The sequence below is a fragment of the Enterococcus sp. DIV1090 genome (genome assembly GCF_050537975.1).
In the GTDB taxonomy this organism is placed as follows: domain Bacteria; phylum Bacillota; class Bacilli; order Lactobacillales; family Enterococcaceae; genus Enterococcus; species Enterococcus faecalis.
The window spans coordinates 1241835-1259205 of the sequence record NZ_CP172917.1; the positions used below are offsets into that span (position 1 = coordinate 1241835).

15 protein-coding genes are annotated in these 17371 nt (G+C 36.9%); 14 read left to right on the forward strand and 1 reads right to left on the reverse strand.

From position 1 onward, the window contains the following. Positions 1-176: 176 nt before the first annotated feature. The 5 genes from IGL48_RS06000 to IGL48_RS06020 all read left to right on the forward strand — a co-directional run bounded on the left by IGL48_RS06000 (position 177) and on the right by IGL48_RS06020 (position 5237). Positions 177-1610 carry an MFS transporter gene (locus IGL48_RS06000; RefSeq protein ID WP_002369482.1) on the forward strand — a complete coding sequence of 478 codons (1434 nt, stop codon included), beginning with the start codon at positions 177-179 and terminating at the stop codon, positions 1608-1610. Between the two features lie 204 nt (positions 1611-1814). Continuing rightward, complete coding sequence (locus IGL48_RS06005) at positions 1815-2489, forward strand: metal-dependent hydrolase (RefSeq protein ID WP_002377640.1); 675 nt, start codon at positions 1815-1817, stop codon at positions 2487-2489. A 9-nt stretch (positions 2490-2498) separates the two neighbouring features. Continuing rightward, complete coding sequence (locus IGL48_RS06010; protein WP_002357743.1) at positions 2499-3818, forward strand: DRTGG domain-containing protein; 1320 nt, start codon at positions 2499-2501, stop codon at positions 3816-3818. A gap of 13 nt (positions 3819-3831) precedes the next feature. Continuing rightward, positions 3832-4785, forward strand: coding sequence for a DHH family phosphoesterase (locus IGL48_RS06015; protein ID WP_002357742.1), 954 nt, complete (start codon positions 3832-3834; stop codon positions 4783-4785). 113 nt (positions 4786-4898) lie between these two features. After that, positions 4899-5237, forward strand: coding sequence for a zinc ribbon domain-containing protein YjdM (locus IGL48_RS06020; protein ID WP_002357741.1), 339 nt, complete (start codon positions 4899-4901; stop codon positions 5235-5237). Between the two features lie 60 nt (positions 5238-5297). Here IGL48_RS06020 and IGL48_RS06025 read toward each other — a convergent pair whose 3' ends face one another. After that, complete coding sequence (locus tag IGL48_RS06025) at positions 5298-5696, reverse strand: hypothetical protein (protein WP_002382283.1); 399 nt, start codon at positions 5694-5696, stop codon at positions 5298-5300. Positions 5697-5751: 55 nt separating this feature from the next. Between IGL48_RS06025 and IGL48_RS06030 the strand changes: the two genes are divergently transcribed. The 9 genes from IGL48_RS06030 to IGL48_RS06070 all read left to right on the forward strand — a co-directional run bounded on the left by IGL48_RS06030 (position 5752) and on the right by IGL48_RS06070 (position 17303). Continuing rightward, entirely contained in the window at positions 5752-6933 is a 1182-nt protein-coding gene (locus IGL48_RS06030; RefSeq protein ID WP_002377637.1) for a VanZ family protein, read from the forward strand. 53 nt (positions 6934-6986) lie between these two features. Further along, positions 6987-8345 carry a DEAD/DEAH box helicase gene (locus IGL48_RS06035; protein ID WP_002385937.1) on the forward strand — a complete coding sequence of 453 codons (1359 nt, stop codon included), beginning with the start codon at positions 6987-6989 and terminating at the stop codon, positions 8343-8345. Positions 8346-8891: 546 nt separating this feature from the next. After that, on the forward strand, positions 8892-9575 hold the full coding sequence (locus tag IGL48_RS06040) for a helix-turn-helix domain-containing protein (RefSeq protein ID WP_002381934.1): 684 nt from the start codon (positions 8892-8894) through the stop codon (positions 9573-9575). A 345-nt stretch (positions 9576-9920) separates the two neighbouring features. Then, on the forward strand, positions 9921-12563 hold the full coding sequence (gene alaS, locus IGL48_RS06045; protein ID WP_002357736.1) for an alanine--tRNA ligase: 2643 nt from the start codon (positions 9921-9923) through the stop codon (positions 12561-12563). A 202-nt stretch (positions 12564-12765) separates the two neighbouring features. Beyond that, a complete protein-coding gene (locus tag IGL48_RS06050; protein WP_002357733.1) occupies positions 12766-13482 on the forward strand; it encodes a tRNA (adenine(22)-N(1))-methyltransferase in 717 nt (238 codons plus the stop codon). Next, complete coding sequence (locus IGL48_RS06055; protein WP_002374954.1) at positions 13466-14584, forward strand: Nif3-like dinuclear metal center hexameric protein; 1119 nt, start codon at positions 13466-13468, stop codon at positions 14582-14584. Before IGL48_RS06050 ends, IGL48_RS06055 begins: the two co-directional genes overlap by 17 nt. 29 nt (positions 14585-14613) lie before the next feature. Beyond that, positions 14614-15843, forward strand: a complete 1230-nt coding sequence (pepT, locus tag IGL48_RS06060; RefSeq protein WP_002384579.1) for a peptidase T — start codon at positions 14614-14616, stop codon at positions 15841-15843. Positions 15844-15988: 145 nt separating this feature from the next. Next, positions 15989-16255, forward strand: a complete 267-nt coding sequence (locus IGL48_RS06065; RefSeq protein WP_002360427.1) for a DUF1294 domain-containing protein — start codon at positions 15989-15991, stop codon at positions 16253-16255. A gap of 19 nt (positions 16256-16274) precedes the next feature. Beyond that, entirely contained in the window at positions 16275-17303 is a 1029-nt protein-coding gene (locus IGL48_RS06070; protein WP_002360426.1) for a lysylphosphatidylglycerol synthase transmembrane domain-containing protein, read from the forward strand. Positions 17304-17371 lie beyond the last annotated feature (68 nt).

A 17371-nucleotide genomic window follows, 5' to 3' on the forward strand; every position in this document is an offset into this window, starting at 1 on the left:
CGTTTTCCGTTTGCTAATTTTAAATTAGCGTAAAAGCGAATGGTTGTCAATTGCGAGCGTGTAATAAGAAGGTGAACATCTCATGAGTGATTTTTTAGAAAATTTCCGATGAAAAAAAGAAGAAATAGAGTTATTATTAGTAAGTAAACTGTTTTGGAGCGAGAGGGGATGAATCAATGGAGAAAATTAAAAGTTACCAAGAGGATTCTGAAGTGCAGAAAAATCGTTGGTGGATCTTAGTTTCTGTGGCTATGTTTACCTTCATGTCTACATTAGATTCCAGCATTGTAAATATTGCTTTACCGACTATTTCAAAAGAAATGTCCGTACCCATGAATCAAGCGGAATGGGTCGTATCTATTTATTTAATGGTTGTCTGTGCTTGTTTATTATTATTTGGAAAAATTGGCGACAGTTTTGGAAAAATAAAAGTTTATCGAATTGGCACGGTTATTTTTACGATTGGTTCATTACTTTGTGGCTTTAATCAATCGCTGAGCTTTCTATTATTTGCGCGAGTCGTTCAAAGTATTGGTGCTAGCATGACCATGGCGACCAATTCAGGAATTATTACGGAAGTATTCCCTTTAAATGAAAGAGGGCGGGCGCTTGGTGCAGTAGGTGCCTTTGTCTCTTTAGGCGCGATTGCTGGTCCTGGGATTGGTGGATTGATCTTATCAAACTTTTCTTGGTCGTATATTTTTTGGATTAATGTTCCTGTGGGGCTAGTTACAATTTTAATTGGCGAAAAGTTCCTACCAAAAGATATTACAAAAACAAAAGAAAAAATCGATTTTCCAGGATTTGCTTGTATTGCCATTGCGATTATGACATTCTTCGGCGGGATTTTCCTCGGACAAGAGAGCGGGTTTGGCTCGTTACAATCCTATTTATTGTTCATTATTGCAGTAATCGCATTAGGATTATTTATAATGGTTGAACGGAAAAGAAAAAGCCCGCTTATCAAGTTCGCAATTTTTAAAAACAAAATTTTTACTTTAAGTTTATTGTCCGCCGTTTTAATTTTTGCCTCAAACTTTTTTGTAAATGTTGTCATTCCATTTTATTTGCAGGATGCACGCAAACTAAGTGCTAGTTATGCTGGTCTATTAATGATGGTATTTCCGTTATTAATGGTGGTTGGGGCTCCTCTGAGTGGCTATTTGACGGATAAAATTGGCCCAGGTATTTTAACATTTGGCGGATTGTTGCTTTTATGCTGTACGTCGTTAATGTATATGTTTTTAGATATGAATTCGCCCATCTGGTATTATGTGATTGCAACAGCCATTATGGGCTTGGGAAATGCACTTTTCCAGTCTCCAAACAATACAATGGTTATGAGCAGTGTTGAAAAGCAAGATTTAGGTGTAGCAGGAAGTATGAATTCTTTTGCTAGAAACTTAGGAATGGTTATTGGGATTGCGTTGTCAACGACCATTTTATATCGTGGCATGAGCGAAGCCTATGGTGAACGAGTAACCACGTATCTGGCTAATCGCCCAGATATATTTATTGTGGGAATGCGTGAAACCTTTTTTGTCGCCTTTCTATTATGTGTGGCGGCCTTTATATTAACGATTTTACGTTTTCGGAAAACAACCAAATAAGTAAAAAGAAGCAGACGAGAAAGATTCATGATTTTTCTCGTCTGTTTCTTTACTAGCTAAGAAAATAAGCAAATGCGATTGTATATTTCTAATTCTCTGTTACAATAAAGAAAGTAAACTGTACTAAACTGTACTACTTTTAAGAATGAATTTGACGATTAATTATCATAAGAGTGTGTAGAAAATACCGTAGGAGGAATACAAATGGAACTGATAGGACATGGACATTCATGTATTGAAATTCGTCTAAACGACGGCACGAACCTTTTATTTGATCCTTTTATTAATGGCAACCCTTTAGCGGACGTTTCACTTGAAGATTTACACCCTGATTACATCTTAATCACCCACGGACACAGCGATCATATTGGCGATATGCTAGCAATTGCTCAAGCCAACAAGGCAACGATTATTGCGATAGCTGAAGTGGCTACGTATGCACAGTCGCAAGGGGTAAAAGCGCATGGAATGAATCTAGGTGGGCGTTATGTCTTTCCTTTTGGTTCGGTTAAATTTGTGCCAGCTTTGCATAGTTCCGGTTATGAAATAGACGGCGTAATGACCTACATGGGCGAAGCAAGTGGGATTATTTTAGAAGCAGAAGATAAAAAAATTTATCACGCTGGTGATACGGCGTTGTTTTCAGATATGCGCCTTTTTGCAAAAGACAAATCCATTGATGTAGCGTTCTTACCAATTGGCGATAATTACACGATGGGACCAGAGGATGCGCTAGAAGCAGTCTCTTACTTAAATCCCAAAATAACCATTCCAATTCATTACAATACCTTTCCTGTTATCCAACAAAATCCAGCAATATTCGTAGAGCAAGTAGTTGGCGGGAAAGTATTAAACCCAGGAGAGACGATCCTAGTTTAGGAGGAAATTATGGCGACGAAACATGATCAAATTTTAAAACATATTGAAGAATTACCGATTGGCGATCGAATCTCTGTTCGAAGCATTGCCAAAAGTTTAAGTGTTAGTGAAGGAACAGCGTATCGGGCCATCAAAGATGCAGAAAATATTGGGCTTGTTTCCACCATTCAACGTGTTGGTACGATACGAATTGAGCGGAAGTTAAAAAAACATATTGAAAAATTAACATTTGGTGAAGTGGTCCGTATTATTGAAGGGGATGTGTTAGGCGGTAGCTCTGGTCTAGACAAAGTCCTTAATAAATTTGTAATTGGTGCGATGACAGAAACCGCGATGACGCGATATATTACTCCCGGATCCTTAATGATTGTTGGTAACCGCCAAGGCGTGCAAAAGCTTGCTTTAGAAAATGGGGCAGCCGTTTTAATTACAGGTGGATTTGAAACATCTGAAGAGATTGCGCAGTTAGCAGATCGTCTGGGTATGCCTGTCTTGAGAACCACATATGATACATTTACTGTGGCTACTATGATTAACCGTGCTTTAAGTGATCAGCTGATTAAAAAAGACATTTTACTCGTCAGTGATATTTATACAGCGCTTGAAAAAACCAATTATTTGTTGACAACTCAAACGATTGCAGATTATCAGGCATTATCTGAAAGTACCCATCATTCTCGTTTCCCAGTAGTAAATAAGAAATTACGTTTAGTGGGGATTGTCACAGCCAAAGATGTCATTGGTAAAAGTGAACATTTAACCGTGGATAAAGTCATGACAAAGGATCCCAATGTTGTGAAAAAGATGATGAGTGTAGCGAGTGTCAGTCATCAAATGATTTGGGATGGTCTAGAAGTCATGCCGGTGGTGGAAGATGATTTAGCGCTTGTTGGGATTGTTTCTCGCCAAGATGTGATGAAAGCTATGCAATTGGTGCAACGACAACCACAAATTGCAGATACAATTTCAGATCAAATTTCCGGGGAAGTGATGCCTGTTGAAGAAAATGGCAAAGAAACAACCCGTTTTCGTTTTTCGGTTGCGCCCCAAATGGTTAACAGTGTTGGTACCATCTCGTTCGGTGTCCTAAGTGAAATTATTTCTAACGTGACACAACGAACAATGTTGATGAATCAAAAAAGAAATGTACTAATTGAACAAGTGAATCTACATTATTTGCGGCTAATCCAGTTGGAAAGTGAATTGGACATTCGTCCACGGATTTTAGAAATTGGTCGTCGCTCTGCAAAATTAGATATTGAAGTTTATTTAGAAAATGTCATTGTGGCAAAAGCAATTGTTGTTTGCCAAGTGATGGAGAGAACGTAGGAGGCTACAAAGAATGGACGTAGTAAAAGAAATTATGGCAGCAATTAAACAATATGAAACAATTATTATTCATAGACATCAAAGGCCCGACCCAGATGCAATTGGCTCACAGGTTGGGTTAGCAGAACTCTTAAGAGCGAGCTTTCCTGAAAAAAATATTTATCAAGTAGGCGGACCAGTGGAAGGCTTAGAGTTTTTAGCTGAAATGGACGTTATTACTGACGATGTCTATCGAGGTGCATTAGTCATTGTAACAGATACTGCAAATGCTCCAAGAATTAGTGATGCGCGTTTTTCTTTAGGCGATCAATTAATTAAAATCGATCATCATCCGAATGATGAACCTTATGGAGATTTAGTTTGGGTGAATACAAATGCAAGTAGTTGTAGTGAAATTATTGTTGATTTTTGGCAACAGCATTTAGCAGAATTAACGATGACAGATAATGCAGCTCGTTTATTGTATGCTGGGATTGTGGGGGATACAGGACGTTTTCTTTATCCTTCCACTTCGGCGCATACACTCGCTGTCGCTGCGCAATTGCGTACGTTTAACTTTAATGCCGCAGACTTAAATCGTGAGTTAGACCAAATGCCTTTAAAGGTTGCTAAATTAGCGGGTTATATTTATCAAAATTTAGAAATCGACGCAAATGGCGCTGCTCGTGTCGTTTTACCACAAAGTATTTTAAACAGTTATGATATTGTCGATTCTGAAACGGCAGCCATTGTTTCAATGCCAGGAAAAATTGAAGATGTTCTCTCATGGGCAATCTTTGTTGAACAGCCGGAAGGTTATTATCGCGTTCGGTTACGTTCCAAAGGACCAATCATTAATACAATTGCTAAAAAACATCATGGCGGCGGCCATCCTTTGGCAAGTGGCGCTAATGCACGTGATGCGGCTGAAATTGAAGTGATTTACCAAGAAATCCAAGCAGCTTGCCAAGAGTGGGCTCAAAAATAAATAAGTAATTAGAAAGTAGTTATCGGACGTTGATAAATCATTAGGACTACTTTTCATTCACTAGAAAATAAGGTAAAATGAAAAAGAATTATTTTTTACAAAGGAGAACGTTAATGACAGAGCAATTACCAAACTGCCCTGAATGTGGGTCGGCATATGCCTATGAAGATCGCGGATTATTTATTTGTCCAGAATGCGGTCATGAATGGTCACCAACAGAAGAAGTTGCAGAAGAAGGCTTAGTAGTCAAGGACTCAAATGGCAATCTTTTAGCGGATGGTGACAGTGTTACTGTAATCAAAGATTTGAAAGTTAAAGGTGCCAGTGGCGCAATTAAACAAGGCACAAAAGTGAAAAACATTCGTTTAGTGGAAGGTGATCATAACATCGACTGTAAGGTAGATGGCTTTGGTCCAATGAAGTTAAAATCAGAGTTTGTTAAGAAAAATTAAATTTCATTTGAATGATGAGACAGTAAGAGTCTAGGACACAACCATCGTCCTAGACTCTTACTAATGTTTATCGGTCTTGTATTTTATCATTGTACGAAGGCCGTGCCAAGCGTTGTAAAGTGTGAGGATTAACCCGATACCTAAAGGAATCCATAACCATTGCGGAGAATAAGCGGCATCTTTTAACGTTTCAGGGTTGATGGTCCATGATTCTTGCAATACTTGGAAACTAAAAACCATGAGAAATGTTGAAATAAGTAACAAAATAAACCGTAAATAATGAATCGTTGTTTGACGGTGAATCAGTGCAAAGAGTAAGTAGAGCACAAGTAAAAATAGCGGCACTCCAAACGCAAAATATGGCTGTAACATGAGAACGTCCTCCTTTTTCTTAATGATACTGCAAAGGAGAGGATTTGCAAAATAAAATTTATTGTTGGTACATTTTTTTAGAAACAAGTATAGTGTTATTGAGGCATTCATACTTGAAATTGTTTATCTTGGAGGAATTTTTATGGCAGTATATAGCGAACCAATTAAATGGGCAATCATTATTTTCCCGTTTCTAGCATTTTTTATTTCTGGGGCATTATTAATCTATGAATACCGCAAATATGGTTCCTTTGTTTGGACACGAGCAATGATTTTGTATTCATTTGTTTTTTATTTATTATGTGCCTATTTCTTGGTAATTTTACCGTTGCCATCTCGGGCAGAAGTGGCTCAATACACAGGACCAACAATGGAACTGCGGCCTTTTCATTTTATTTCAGGGATTTTAAATGAAACTGTTTTTTCGCTCAAAGATCCTAGTACGTATTTGCCAGCATTAAAACAGCATGCCGTTTTAGAACCACTGTTTAATGTTTTATTAGTTTTACCTTTTGGTGTGTATTTACGGTATTATTTCAAATGTTCATTTTTAAAAACAGTTCTTGCGAGTTTTTTATTGTCATTATTTTTTGAATTAACACAGTTATCTGGCCTTTATTTTATTTATCCACGTTCGTATCGCCTGGCGGATGTCAATGATTTAATTAATAATACCGTCGGAGGCATGGTCGGTTATTGGTTGACGCCGCTCTTTACCTTTTTATTGCCAACAAGAGAAGAAATTGATGCCACCTCTTATGAAAAAGGTCAGACAGTTAGCCTGTTAAGACGTTTCTTTGCATGGGGGATTGATTGGTTGGTGATTGGCTTTGTGCAAGGCCTGCTCGTTTTTGGACTAAATTTCATTCCAGCTTATAAAAATTGGGCAACCAATTATCCGATTTTTTCAGATCGGATGTGGTTCTTTATCATGGTGTTTGCGGTCTTTATCGTCATGATGAAACTGACAAATGGTCAAACGTTAGGGAAAAAAGTTGTTCGCATTCGGGTGGTTGAAACAGGACATGAAAAAATTCGTTTAAAAGCCTTGTTTGTTCGCTACGGTTATTTGTATTTTGTGTATGGTTTAATTAGTATTTATCTAGCTAATGCCACTGATTTATTGAATTCTTCTAATCGGATGTTGCAAATGGTGTCGTTGCTTCTGTATTTGTTCTGTTTAATTTTATATTTACTATTTTTGATCAACGTTTTGTTAACCTTGATTCGTAAAAAACGGCGGTTGTTTTATGAAAAAGCCAGCCATACTTATACAGTCAGTACATTAGAAGTTGCGAAAACAAAGGAATCAGCAGGTGAGTAAAAGTTGTTTTTGTGTTATAATGCCAAAGTGCATAAAGAATTTAACGAGAAGAGGTGAGGCAAGTGCCTTCATTTAAACAATTTCAATTTCAACCTTTTATCAACGAAGCACTCGCAGAAAAAGGGTTTGAAGAACCAACAGAAGTCCAAGAAAAATTGATCCCAATCATTAAGAAAGGGAAAAGTGTCATTGGACAATCGCAAACAGGAAGTGGAAAGACGCATACTTTTTTACTTCCATTAATGGATAAAGTTAAGCCAACTATCGACGAAGTACAAATTGTGATTACTGCGCCTAGTCGTGAATTAGCCAATCAAATTTATCAAGAAGCGCAGCAACTGGCTCGTTTCAGTCAACCAGAAATTCGAGTGTCAAATTTTGTTGGCGGAACAGATAAACAACGTCAATTAAATAAATTAAAGCATCAGCAACCTCATGTGGTGATTGGTACACCAGGGCGTATTTTAGATATGATGAATGAACAAGCCTTGAAAGTGCATACGGCTTTTGCCTTTGTTGTCGATGAAGCAGACATGACATTAGATATGGGCTTTTTAGCAGAAGTCGATCAAATTGCGGGTCGTTTGCCAGAAAAATTACAAATGCTCGTTTTTTCTGCAACCATTCCAGAAAAATTACGACCATTTTTAAAAAAATATTTAGAAAATCCAGTGATTGAACATATCAAACCAAAAGCAGTTATTTCAGAAACAATTGACAATTGGTTGATTTCCACCAAAGGAAAAAACAGCAATCAAATAATTTATCAATTATTGACTATCGGGCATCCTTATTTAGCGATTGTTTTTGCAAATACTAAACAAAGAGTTGATGAAATCACCGATTACTTAAAAGATCAGGGCCTAAAAGTTGCCAAAATTCATGGAGACATTACACCACGCGAAAGAAAACGTGTGATGCGTCAAGTTCAAAATCTTGACTACCAATATGTGGTAGCTACTGATTTAGCCGCACGTGGGATTGATATTGAAGGAGTTTCACATGTCATCAATGCAGAAGTTCCACATGAATTGGACTTCTTTATCCATCGGGTTGGCCGCACAGGACGTAATGGATTGAATGGGACTGCCATAACATTATATTCACCAGCAGATGATGAAGCGATTACTCAGATTGAGCAGTTAGGTGTTTCTTTCAAACCAAAAGAAATTAAAAATGGTGAGATTGTAGAGACGTATGATCGCAACCGTCGAACAAAACGAGAAAAATCTCGAGAAGAATTAGACCCAACGTTAATTGGTTTAGTGAAAAAGAAAAAGAAAAAAATTAAACCAGGATACAAGAAAAAAATTAATTGGGCAATTGAAGACAGCAATAAGAAAAAACGTAAAATTGAACGTCGTCAAAAAGATCGTTCTGCTAGAAAAGCAAAAAAGAATTCTTCTAACTAAAAACGTTGTGGATTATAAAAAGTAAGGGACTAGAATCGTAAAGATTTTAGTCCCTTACTTTTTATATGATAAATATTTAAGTCACTTTTAAAATAACTCTTTTTTAAAAGTAATTATCGTTAAAAGTAGAGAAAATTACCGATTAATTGTAAAGATTTTTGTCGAAAACATCAAAATGTTAGTGTTAAACATCAACATTTTGATGTTTTCTCAAGAAAAAAATAATAAAATTACAGAATTTTTGGCGTGTTTTAGCAAAAAGTAGGAAGTTTCGGCACTTTTTTTGTTAAAAAATCAGCTTTATTAGTTGATATTAAAGGAAATTCATTTTTTTTTACGGAGGATAAAAAAATTTTACACACAAAAAAAATCATTTTCTAATATAATATAAATAACCACCAAAATAAAGAATAAAGGAGCGAAGAGAGATGAAGATAAAAAGGTGTTTATTAACCAATCGATGGAGAAAACACGCGATTTGGTAACGTATTTTGATTGGTGCGTTTAGTTATTGGTAGCAGAAAGAGTTCTAGGAGGAAAGAAGAAATGAGAAGGATTTTGGTATTAACAAAGAACATTTTAGTTGAGCAAACATTTCAGCAGCAATTACAACATTTAAATTATGAAGTCTTTTGTACGAACTGCTGTGAAGAAACTATAGAACATGAGTTAACTTTTTTTAATTATTTTGATGCAATTGTATTAAGCGAAACACTTTCTCAGAACGATTGCTTGAGATTATTAGGAAGTCTTTCATCGTTAGAGAAGCCGATTTATCGACGTTCACAATCGATGTGTAATAAACGTGAAGCAGAGATTTGGCAGGAAAGAGGTATTATCCGGTGGTTAGGCCTCAAAGATTCATTGGAAGATATTCGTGAAAAAATTGACACTGTCGATCAAAGTTTTGCCGAAGTCACAGCCGAGCTACTTGATGACCAAGTAAAAAAGATTCGCTTTACAAAAAACGAGCAACGCTTTTTAAAAATCTTGTATCAGCATGCCCACGAAGGGTTGGATCGTGATCAAATTTGTCGCTTGCTTTGGCAGAAAGAGCCAGATGCTTCTACAAAATCGCAGCTGTCTTTCGTATGTAAACGAGTGAAACAAAAATTTAGTGATGCAGGTATGAACGAAGAGATTATTACAACCTCTTGGGGAAAAGGGTATCAAATAAATGAACAAATTTTGCCTTATTTAGAGCAAACGTTATTTGAAACAGCTCAGTAAGGAAAGATTCCTACGAAAACAATTGACTTTTTAGCAGATCTTTCTTATACTTTTGACTATAAGCTAAAGGATATGAGGAATCTTATTTTGATCACAGAAAGCCGTTCATTGCTGAGAGAAGGGCATCAGATAAATTTACTTGCTCCCTTTAGATGGACTTGATAGAAATATCAACGCGACTCTGCGTTATAGAGCTTAAGAGGTAATGATCCAACATCATTGCAATCAAGGTGGTACCGCGAGCAATCGTCCTTGACTGCAATGGTGTTTTTTGTGTTCACAATCTGCCACTTAAGAGGGTACAAAACATAAATAGTTAATTATTAATAGAAAGTAGGAAAATCAATGAAAGAATTAACAAGTAGTCAAGTTCGTCAAATGTATTTAGACTTCTTTAAGTCTAAAGGACATTCTGTAGAACCAAGCGCTTCTTTAGTACCAGTAAACGATCCAACATTATTATGGATTAACTCTGGTGTTGCGACCTTGAAAAAATATTTTGATGGCTCTGTTGTGCCAGAAAATCCAAGAATTACGAATGCTCAAAAATCTATTCGTACAAATGATATTGAGAATGTTGGGAAAACGGCTCGTCATCATACAATGTTTGAAATGTTAGGGAACTTCTCAATTGGAGATTATTTTAAAAATGAAGCGATTCACTGGGCTTGGGAATTTTTAACTGGTGCTGAATGGCTTGCTTTTGACCCAGAAAAATTATATGTGACTGTTTATCCGAAAGATACAGAAGCAAAACGCATTTGGCGTGATGAAGTTGGTTTATCTGAAGATCATATTATTGATGTAGAAGATAACTTCTGGGATATCGGTGCTGGTCCAAGTGGTCCGGATACGGAAATCTTTTATGATCGCGGCGAAGAATTTTTAGATATTCCAGAAGATGATCCAGAAAATTATCCTGGTGGCGAAAATGAACGCTATTTAGAAATTTGGAACTTAGTGTTCTCTGAATTTAACCATACACCAGAAGATACGTATGAACCATTACCACATAAAAACATTGATACGGGCATGGGCTTGGAACGTGTTGTATCTATCATTCAAGATGCACCAACAAATTTTGAAACTGATTTATTTATGCCAATCATTCATGCGGTAGAAGCTTTAGGAACCAACGTGAAATATGGAGATGCACCACAAACGGATGTTTCCTTTAAAGTGATTGCTGACCATATTCGTGCCTTATCCTTTGCAATTGGTGATGGTGCGCTTCCTTCAAATGAAGGTCGTGGCTATGTGTTACGTCGTTTATTACGTCGTGCGGTAATGCACGGGAAAAAATTAGGCATTAATGAAGCCTTTTTATACAAATTAGTGCCTGTTGTTGGCGAAATCATGGTAAGCTACTATCCAGAAGTATTACAACAAAAAGACTTCATCGAAAAAGTGGTTCGGACAGAGGAAGAACGTTTCCATGAAACCATCAATGAAGGTTTAAGCATGTTAAATGAGGTTATTAAAGAAGTTAAAGATGCAAAAGGCGATACATTAGATGGAAAAATTATCTTCAAACTTTATGATACTTTTGGCTTCCCCGTAGAATTAACGGAAGAAGTTGCGGAAGATGAAGGCTTGAAAGTCGATCATGCTGGGTTTGAAACAGAAATGGAAGCACAGCGTGAACGCGCTCGTTCTGCCCGCAGTAAAGAAACTTCAATGGGTGTTCAATCTGCTTTATTAACAGATATTAAAGTAGAAAGTAAATTTGTTGGCTATACAGAATTAACACATGATAGTGAATTATTTGTTATTATTCAAGGTGACGCACTAGTAAATGAAGCATCTGCAGGAACAGCCGAATTAATTTTTGCTGAAACACCATTTTATGCTGAAATGGGTGGACAAATTGCTGACCGCGGCTATGTAAAAAATACCGCAGGGGAAGTCGTTGCCAACGTGGTGGATGTGAAAAAAGCACCAAATGGTCAATTTTTACACAAAGTAGAAGTTTTGGCGCCATTAGCAGAAGGCCAAATTTATCAATTGCAAGTGGACGAACGGATGCGGACACGTATTTTGAAAAATCATACGGCAACCCATTTATTGCATCGTGCTTTAAAAGATGTGTTAGGGGAGCATGCCAACCAAGCAGGCTCATTAGTTGCACCAGGACATCTACGTTTTGACTTTACTCATTTTGGGCAAGTTACATCAGAAGAACTAGCGCGGATGGAAGCCATCGTTAACGAAAAAATCTGGGAAGCTATTCCTGTTGTCACAATTGAAACAGATATTGATACAGCGAAAAACATGGGCGCAATGGCGTTATTTGGCGAAAAATATGGCAAAGAAGTCCGTGTAGTTAATATTGGGGATTACTCTATCGAATTATGTGGTGGAACACACGTTGCTAATACAGAAGATATCGGGATTTTCAAAATTGTTTCTGAATCTGGAATTGGTGCAGGAGTACGCCGTATTGAAGCAGTGACGAGTAAAGAAGCGTATCAACTTTTACAAGAAGAAGAACGTCAATTGAAAGAGATTGCTACATTAGTTAAATCACCTCAATTAAAAGAAGTGGTTACGAAAACAGAGCAATTGCAACAACAATTACGTGATCTACAAAAAGAAAACGAACAATTGGCAGGCAAATTAGCGAACCAACAAGCTGGTGACATTTTTAAAGATGTCAAAGACATCAATGGTGTTCGTTATATTGCCGCTCAAGTCAATGTTAAAGACATGAATCAATTACGCCAATTGGCTGACCAATGGAAACAAAAAGAATTGTCTGATGTACTAGTTCTAGCAACTGCACAAGATGAAAAAGTAAGCTTGTTAGCGGCTATGACAAAAGACATGAACGGAAAAGGCTTAAAAGCCGGTGACTTAATCAAAGCAATTGCGCCAAAAGTTGGCGGTGGCGGCGGTGGTCGTCCTGATATGGCTCAAGCTGGTGGGAAAAATCCAGCAGGGATTGCGGATGCCTTAGCAGAAGTTGAAAACTGGTTGGCAAATGCCTAATTAAAAATGTTTTCCCTATTATTAATATAAGGAGAATGCTCTTTATAGCAATAATGACAGCCCTCTTCAAAGTTATGAAATTGATTTTGAAGGGGGTTCTTTTTTATAAGTGATTAAGGAGAGAAAACAGTAGATTGCACGAATGTGTAAGTTTTCATCTTCAATTGACAATGGTATAATAAGCAACGGAGGAATCAAAAATATGAATGAAAATCAATTATCAAAACGTCTCGCAACGGTTGGTGATTTAATCCCTAGAGGAAGTCGCTTAGCAGACATTGGTTCAGACCATGCTTATTTACCAGTTGCTTTAATGTTAGAAAATAAACTGTCTTTTGCTGTGGCTGGGGAAGTGGTAGAAGGACCTTATCAATCTGCCAAAACCCAAGTCAGTAAATCCAATTTGACGGATAAAATTATCGTACGTTTAGCGAACGGGCTAGATGCAATTGAACCTGAAGATCAAATAGACGTCATTAGTATTTGTGGAATGGGCGGCACATTAATCCGAGATATTTTAGAAGCTGGACGCAAAAAAAATCGTTTAACAGGGAAGGAACGCCTTGTTTTACAACCGAATATTGGTGAACCAACTTTACGCCGCTGGTTAATGGCAAACGACTACAGTATTATTGATGAAACAATCGTGGAAGAAAACCGTAAGTTGTATGAAATTATCGTAGCCGAAAAAACAGAGCAATCCGTTTCTTATACGGACCAAGAATTACTATTTGGGCCAGTTTTAATTAAAAAACAAGGACCCGTTTTTACCAAAAAATGGCAACGAGAATTAAAACAGCGCAAAACTGTTCTTGCACAACTAGCAAAAGCAAGTGGAGAACATATTGAAAAGCAAGCGAAACTACAGCAAGACCAACAATTAATTGAGGAGGTACTGGCCAATGGCTGTGAACGGTAAGACATTGATTCGACGCTTCAATGACTATTGTCCCGAATGGTTAGCAGAAACGGGAGATCCTGTGGGCTTGCACATTGGTACGTTAGATAAACCAATTGAAAATGTGATGGTTACCTTAGATGTTCGTCCTGAGGTCGTTGCAGAAGCAATTGAGAAGCAGGTTGATTTAATTATTGCGAAACACCCACCTATTTTCCGCCCAGTTAAGCGATTAACCACAGATAATTTTCAAGAAAAAATGTACGCTGATTTATTAAAACACGATATTGCTGTTTACGCAGCGCATACTAATATGGATATTATTGACAATGGGCTAAATGATTGGTTTTGTGAATTATTGGGAATTAAACAGACCACCTTTTTAACTAAAACACATACTGTTCCTTATAAAAAATTAGCCGTTTTTGTGCCAATTGATGAAGCTCCGCAAATGAGAGAAGCTTTAGGTCTAGCTGGCGCCGGGTCTCAAGGTGATTATTCTAAAACAAGTTACTCTTTAATTGGAACAGGACGTTTTACACCAACACAAGGAGCAAATCCCACGATTGGCGAAATTGGTCAAGAAAGTGTCGTTCAAGAAGCAAAAATCGAAGTGATTTTCCCTGAAACTAAGCAAGAACAAGTTCTTGCAGCTATGTTACAGGCGCATCCTTATGAAGAACCGGCGTATGATGTTTATACCATTGAAAATCAATCAAAAGAATTTGGTTTAGGTCGGGTTGGAGTATTAGACAAGCCTGTGAGACTCTCTGATTTTGTACAGCAAGTCAAGGAAGCTTTCCAATTGGATGGCTTGCGGGTCATTGCAAAAGATGATACTAAAATGATTCAACGGGTAGCCATTTGTGGTGGAAGTGGTGAAAAATTCTATCATGATGCATTACGTAAACAAGCCGATGTCTATATTACTGGTGATGTGTATTATCATACGGCACATGACATGATTGCTGAAGATTTACCAGTTATCGATCCTGGTCATTACATTGAAGCGCTTTGTAAGCCAAAACTTGTGGAATTAATGAATCAATGGAAACAAGAAAATGAGTGGGCTGTATCCATTTTTGAATCAGAAGCGAATACCAACCCATTTCGTTTTAAATAAAAAAATGAAGATTAAAGGAGTGTTCTTTTATGTATGAAAATCTATTACCTCGTTTTTTACGCTATGTGAAAACAGAAACACGCTCAGATGCAACAAGCACAACGACACCATCAACACAAACGCAAGTAGCCTTTGCACAAACCTTAAAAAAAGAATTAGAAGAATTAGGGATGAGCGATGTTATTTATAACGAAACAAATGGTTTTGTGATTGCTACGTTACCTAGTAACGTGGAGAAAGACGTTCGTTCAATCGGCTTTATTGCCCATATGGATACCGCTGATTTTAATGCAGTGAATGTTTCTCCGCAAATTGTTGAGAACTATGACGGAGAATCAACGATTCCTTTAGATAAAGAAGGCAAATTCACTTTAAATACGAAAGACTTTCCTAACTTAAAAAATTATCGTGGTGAAACACTTATCACAACCGATGGTACCACTTTATTAGGGGCTGATGATAAATCAGGTATTGCGGAAATAATGACAGCCATGGAATATTTAATTAATCACCCAGAAATTAAACATGGCACCATTCGTGTGGCTTTCGGTCCTGACGAAGAAATTGGTGTAGGTGCCGACAAATTTGATGTCGCTCAATTTAACGTGGATTTTGCTTATACAATGGATGGCGGACCAGTAGGTGAATTACAATTTGAAACGTTTAATGCGGCGCAAGCAGAAATTACAATTCAAGGGAAAAACGTTCATCCAGGAACAGCAAAAAATACAATGATTAATGCGTTACAATTAGGAATTGATTTCCATAATGCCTTACCTGCTGACGAAGTTCCAGAAAAAACAGAAGGTGAAGAAGGCTTTTATCATTTAGCAGCGTTTGCTGGAACGCCAGAAGAAGCTACAATGACGTATATTATTCGCGATCACAATCGCGAGATTTTTGAAGCACGTAAAGCTAAAATTAAAGAAATTCAGCAAACATTGAATGCACCATTTGATGAAGAACGAATCAAAGTTGATTTATTTGATCAATACTATAATATGCGAGAAGTGATTGAAAAAGATATGTCCATTGTCGAAATTGCTAAACAAGCAATGGAAGAATTGTCAATTCAACCAATTATTGAACCTGTTCGCGGTGGAACGGATGGCTCAAAAATTTCTTATTTAGGGATTCCAACACCAAATATCTTTGCTGGTGGCGAAAATATGCATGGCCGTTTTGAATTTGTTTCATTACAAGCCATGGAAAAAGCGACCAATGTGATTATTAAAATTGCTGAATTAAATGCAAAATAAATGAGGCACTCAATAGGAAAGTAAGAAAACGGGCAACCGAGAACTTACTTTCCTGTTGTAGTTTCATGAGTCATTGAAAATTTTTTTGCAATTAGAATCAGAACAAGGTATCCTAGTACAGTAACTAGTTAGGAGGCCAGAAAGGATGCTTCAGTGGATAGTAATCATTTATTTCCTCGTCATTAATTTAGTATTGTTTAGTATGATGGGTTATGATAAAAAACAAGCAAAACGTGGGAACTGGCGTATTCCAGAACGCCGCTTATTGACGATAGGACTTGTCGGTGGCGGTCTAGGTGGGCTAATGGGACAAAAGAAATTTCATCATAAAACCCAAAAACCAGTTTTTGCATTGTGTTATTCAATTGGCGTAATCGCGATGATTAGTTGCATCTATCTAACGTTTAAGTAAGAACAAAAAAGGAGAAGCGATGAAAGGAAAAGTAAAAATTGGCTTAAATATGTTGTTAATGATTATCGTTTTAGGCGTAATCTTTTATGTCATGGATAATTCATTAAGTGATATTTTTGCTCAACTGATGGAAACGAGTTGGCTGGTGCTGATTGCTGTTATTTTTTTTGGAGTAGTTTATCAATTTGCAGAAGGGCGCTCAATCAAGGAAATAGCTCGTTATTTTAACAAAGACTTTACGACAGTGGATGGTTTTTTTACTTCTTGTTATGTAGCATTTTATCGGATTATTTCATTTGGCACGGGAACCTTGCTTTCAGAAATTTATTTTTATAAGAAAAAGGGAATTCCTGTTTCTAAAAGTGTAGGGATAACGGCATTACATATGATTATGTACAAAGCAGCCGTGATTTTTTTAGCAATTATTGGTTTGATTATTCAATTTTCCCTGTTTTATGAAAATGCGCCTAAGATGATTCCATTCATTTTAGCAGGTGTTATTTTAACATTAGTAATAATTGCAGCATTACTTATTTTATCTAGTAGCTTAAAGTTGCAAGTTTTATTGGTTAAGTTTGCCAATCGTTGGTTTAAACGACCAAAACTAAGAGATTGGGTGGATAATTGTAATTTACAAATCTATTCCTTGCGGGCTGCTGTCCAAACAATTACACAAGATCGCTCAGCGTTGCTTCGAATCTTTTCATGGAATGTATTTAAATTATTATTTTGGTACATTATTCCTTACATTGTTTTAGTAGAAAATCACCCGAATATTGATTTATTATTAGTGATGTCCTTTACCAGTTTTGCTGTTATTCTTTCAGGAGTTATTCCAACACCTGCTGGCATTGGCCCATTTGAATTTGTTTACTTATTGTTGTTTAAACCATTGGTCGGCAATGTTGATGCTGTAGCATCTGTTTTACTGTATCGATTTGGTAGCTTTGTGTTACCCTTTTTGATTGGATTGGTTTATGTCGCCATTGAGAAACGAAAATCATTACGCATTGAGATTGAAGAAATAAAACGTCAAACAGATGAATAAGGTAGAACGAGAAAAAGAGTCGCTCTTTTTCTCGTTCTTTTTTTTTAAAAGGAATTGACTTGTACGAG

What these genes read in the sequence shown, in the direction of transcription:
- IGL48_RS06040 (WP_002381934.1), top strand. Translation starts at nt 8,892, where the DNA reads ATGAGAAGGATTTTGGTATTAACAAAGAACATTTTAGTTGAGCAAACA.
- IGL48_RS06015 (WP_002357742.1), top strand. Translation starts at nt 3,832, where the DNA reads ATGGACGTAGTAAAAGAAATTATGGCAGCAATTAAACAATATGAAACA.
- IGL48_RS06000 (WP_002369482.1), top strand. Translation starts at nt 177, where the DNA reads ATGGAGAAAATTAAAAGTTACCAAGAGGATTCTGAAGTGCAGAAAAAT.
- IGL48_RS06020 (WP_002357741.1), top strand. Translation starts at nt 4,899, where the DNA reads ATGACAGAGCAATTACCAAACTGCCCTGAATGTGGGTCGGCATATGCC.
- IGL48_RS06065 (WP_002360427.1), top strand. Translation starts at nt 15,989, where the DNA reads ATGCTTCAGTGGATAGTAATCATTTATTTCCTCGTCATTAATTTAGTA.
- IGL48_RS06055 (WP_002374954.1), top strand. Translation starts at nt 13,466, where the DNA reads ATGGCTGTGAACGGTAAGACATTGATTCGACGCTTCAATGACTATTGT.
- IGL48_RS06005 (WP_002377640.1), top strand. Translation starts at nt 1,815, where the DNA reads ATGGAACTGATAGGACATGGACATTCATGTATTGAAATTCGTCTAAAC.
- IGL48_RS06070 (WP_002360426.1), top strand. Translation starts at nt 16,275, where the DNA reads ATGAAAGGAAAAGTAAAAATTGGCTTAAATATGTTGTTAATGATTATC.
- alaS (WP_002357736.1), top strand. Translation starts at nt 9,921, where the DNA reads ATGAAAGAATTAACAAGTAGTCAAGTTCGTCAAATGTATTTAGACTTC.
- IGL48_RS06010 (WP_002357743.1), top strand. Translation starts at nt 2,499, where the DNA reads ATGGCGACGAAACATGATCAAATTTTAAAACATATTGAAGAATTACCG.
- pepT (WP_002384579.1), top strand. Translation starts at nt 14,614, where the DNA reads ATGTATGAAAATCTATTACCTCGTTTTTTACGCTATGTGAAAACAGAA.
- IGL48_RS06030 (WP_002377637.1), top strand. Translation starts at nt 5,752, where the DNA reads ATGGCAGTATATAGCGAACCAATTAAATGGGCAATCATTATTTTCCCG.
- IGL48_RS06050 (WP_002357733.1), top strand. Translation starts at nt 12,766, where the DNA reads ATGAATGAAAATCAATTATCAAAACGTCTCGCAACGGTTGGTGATTTA.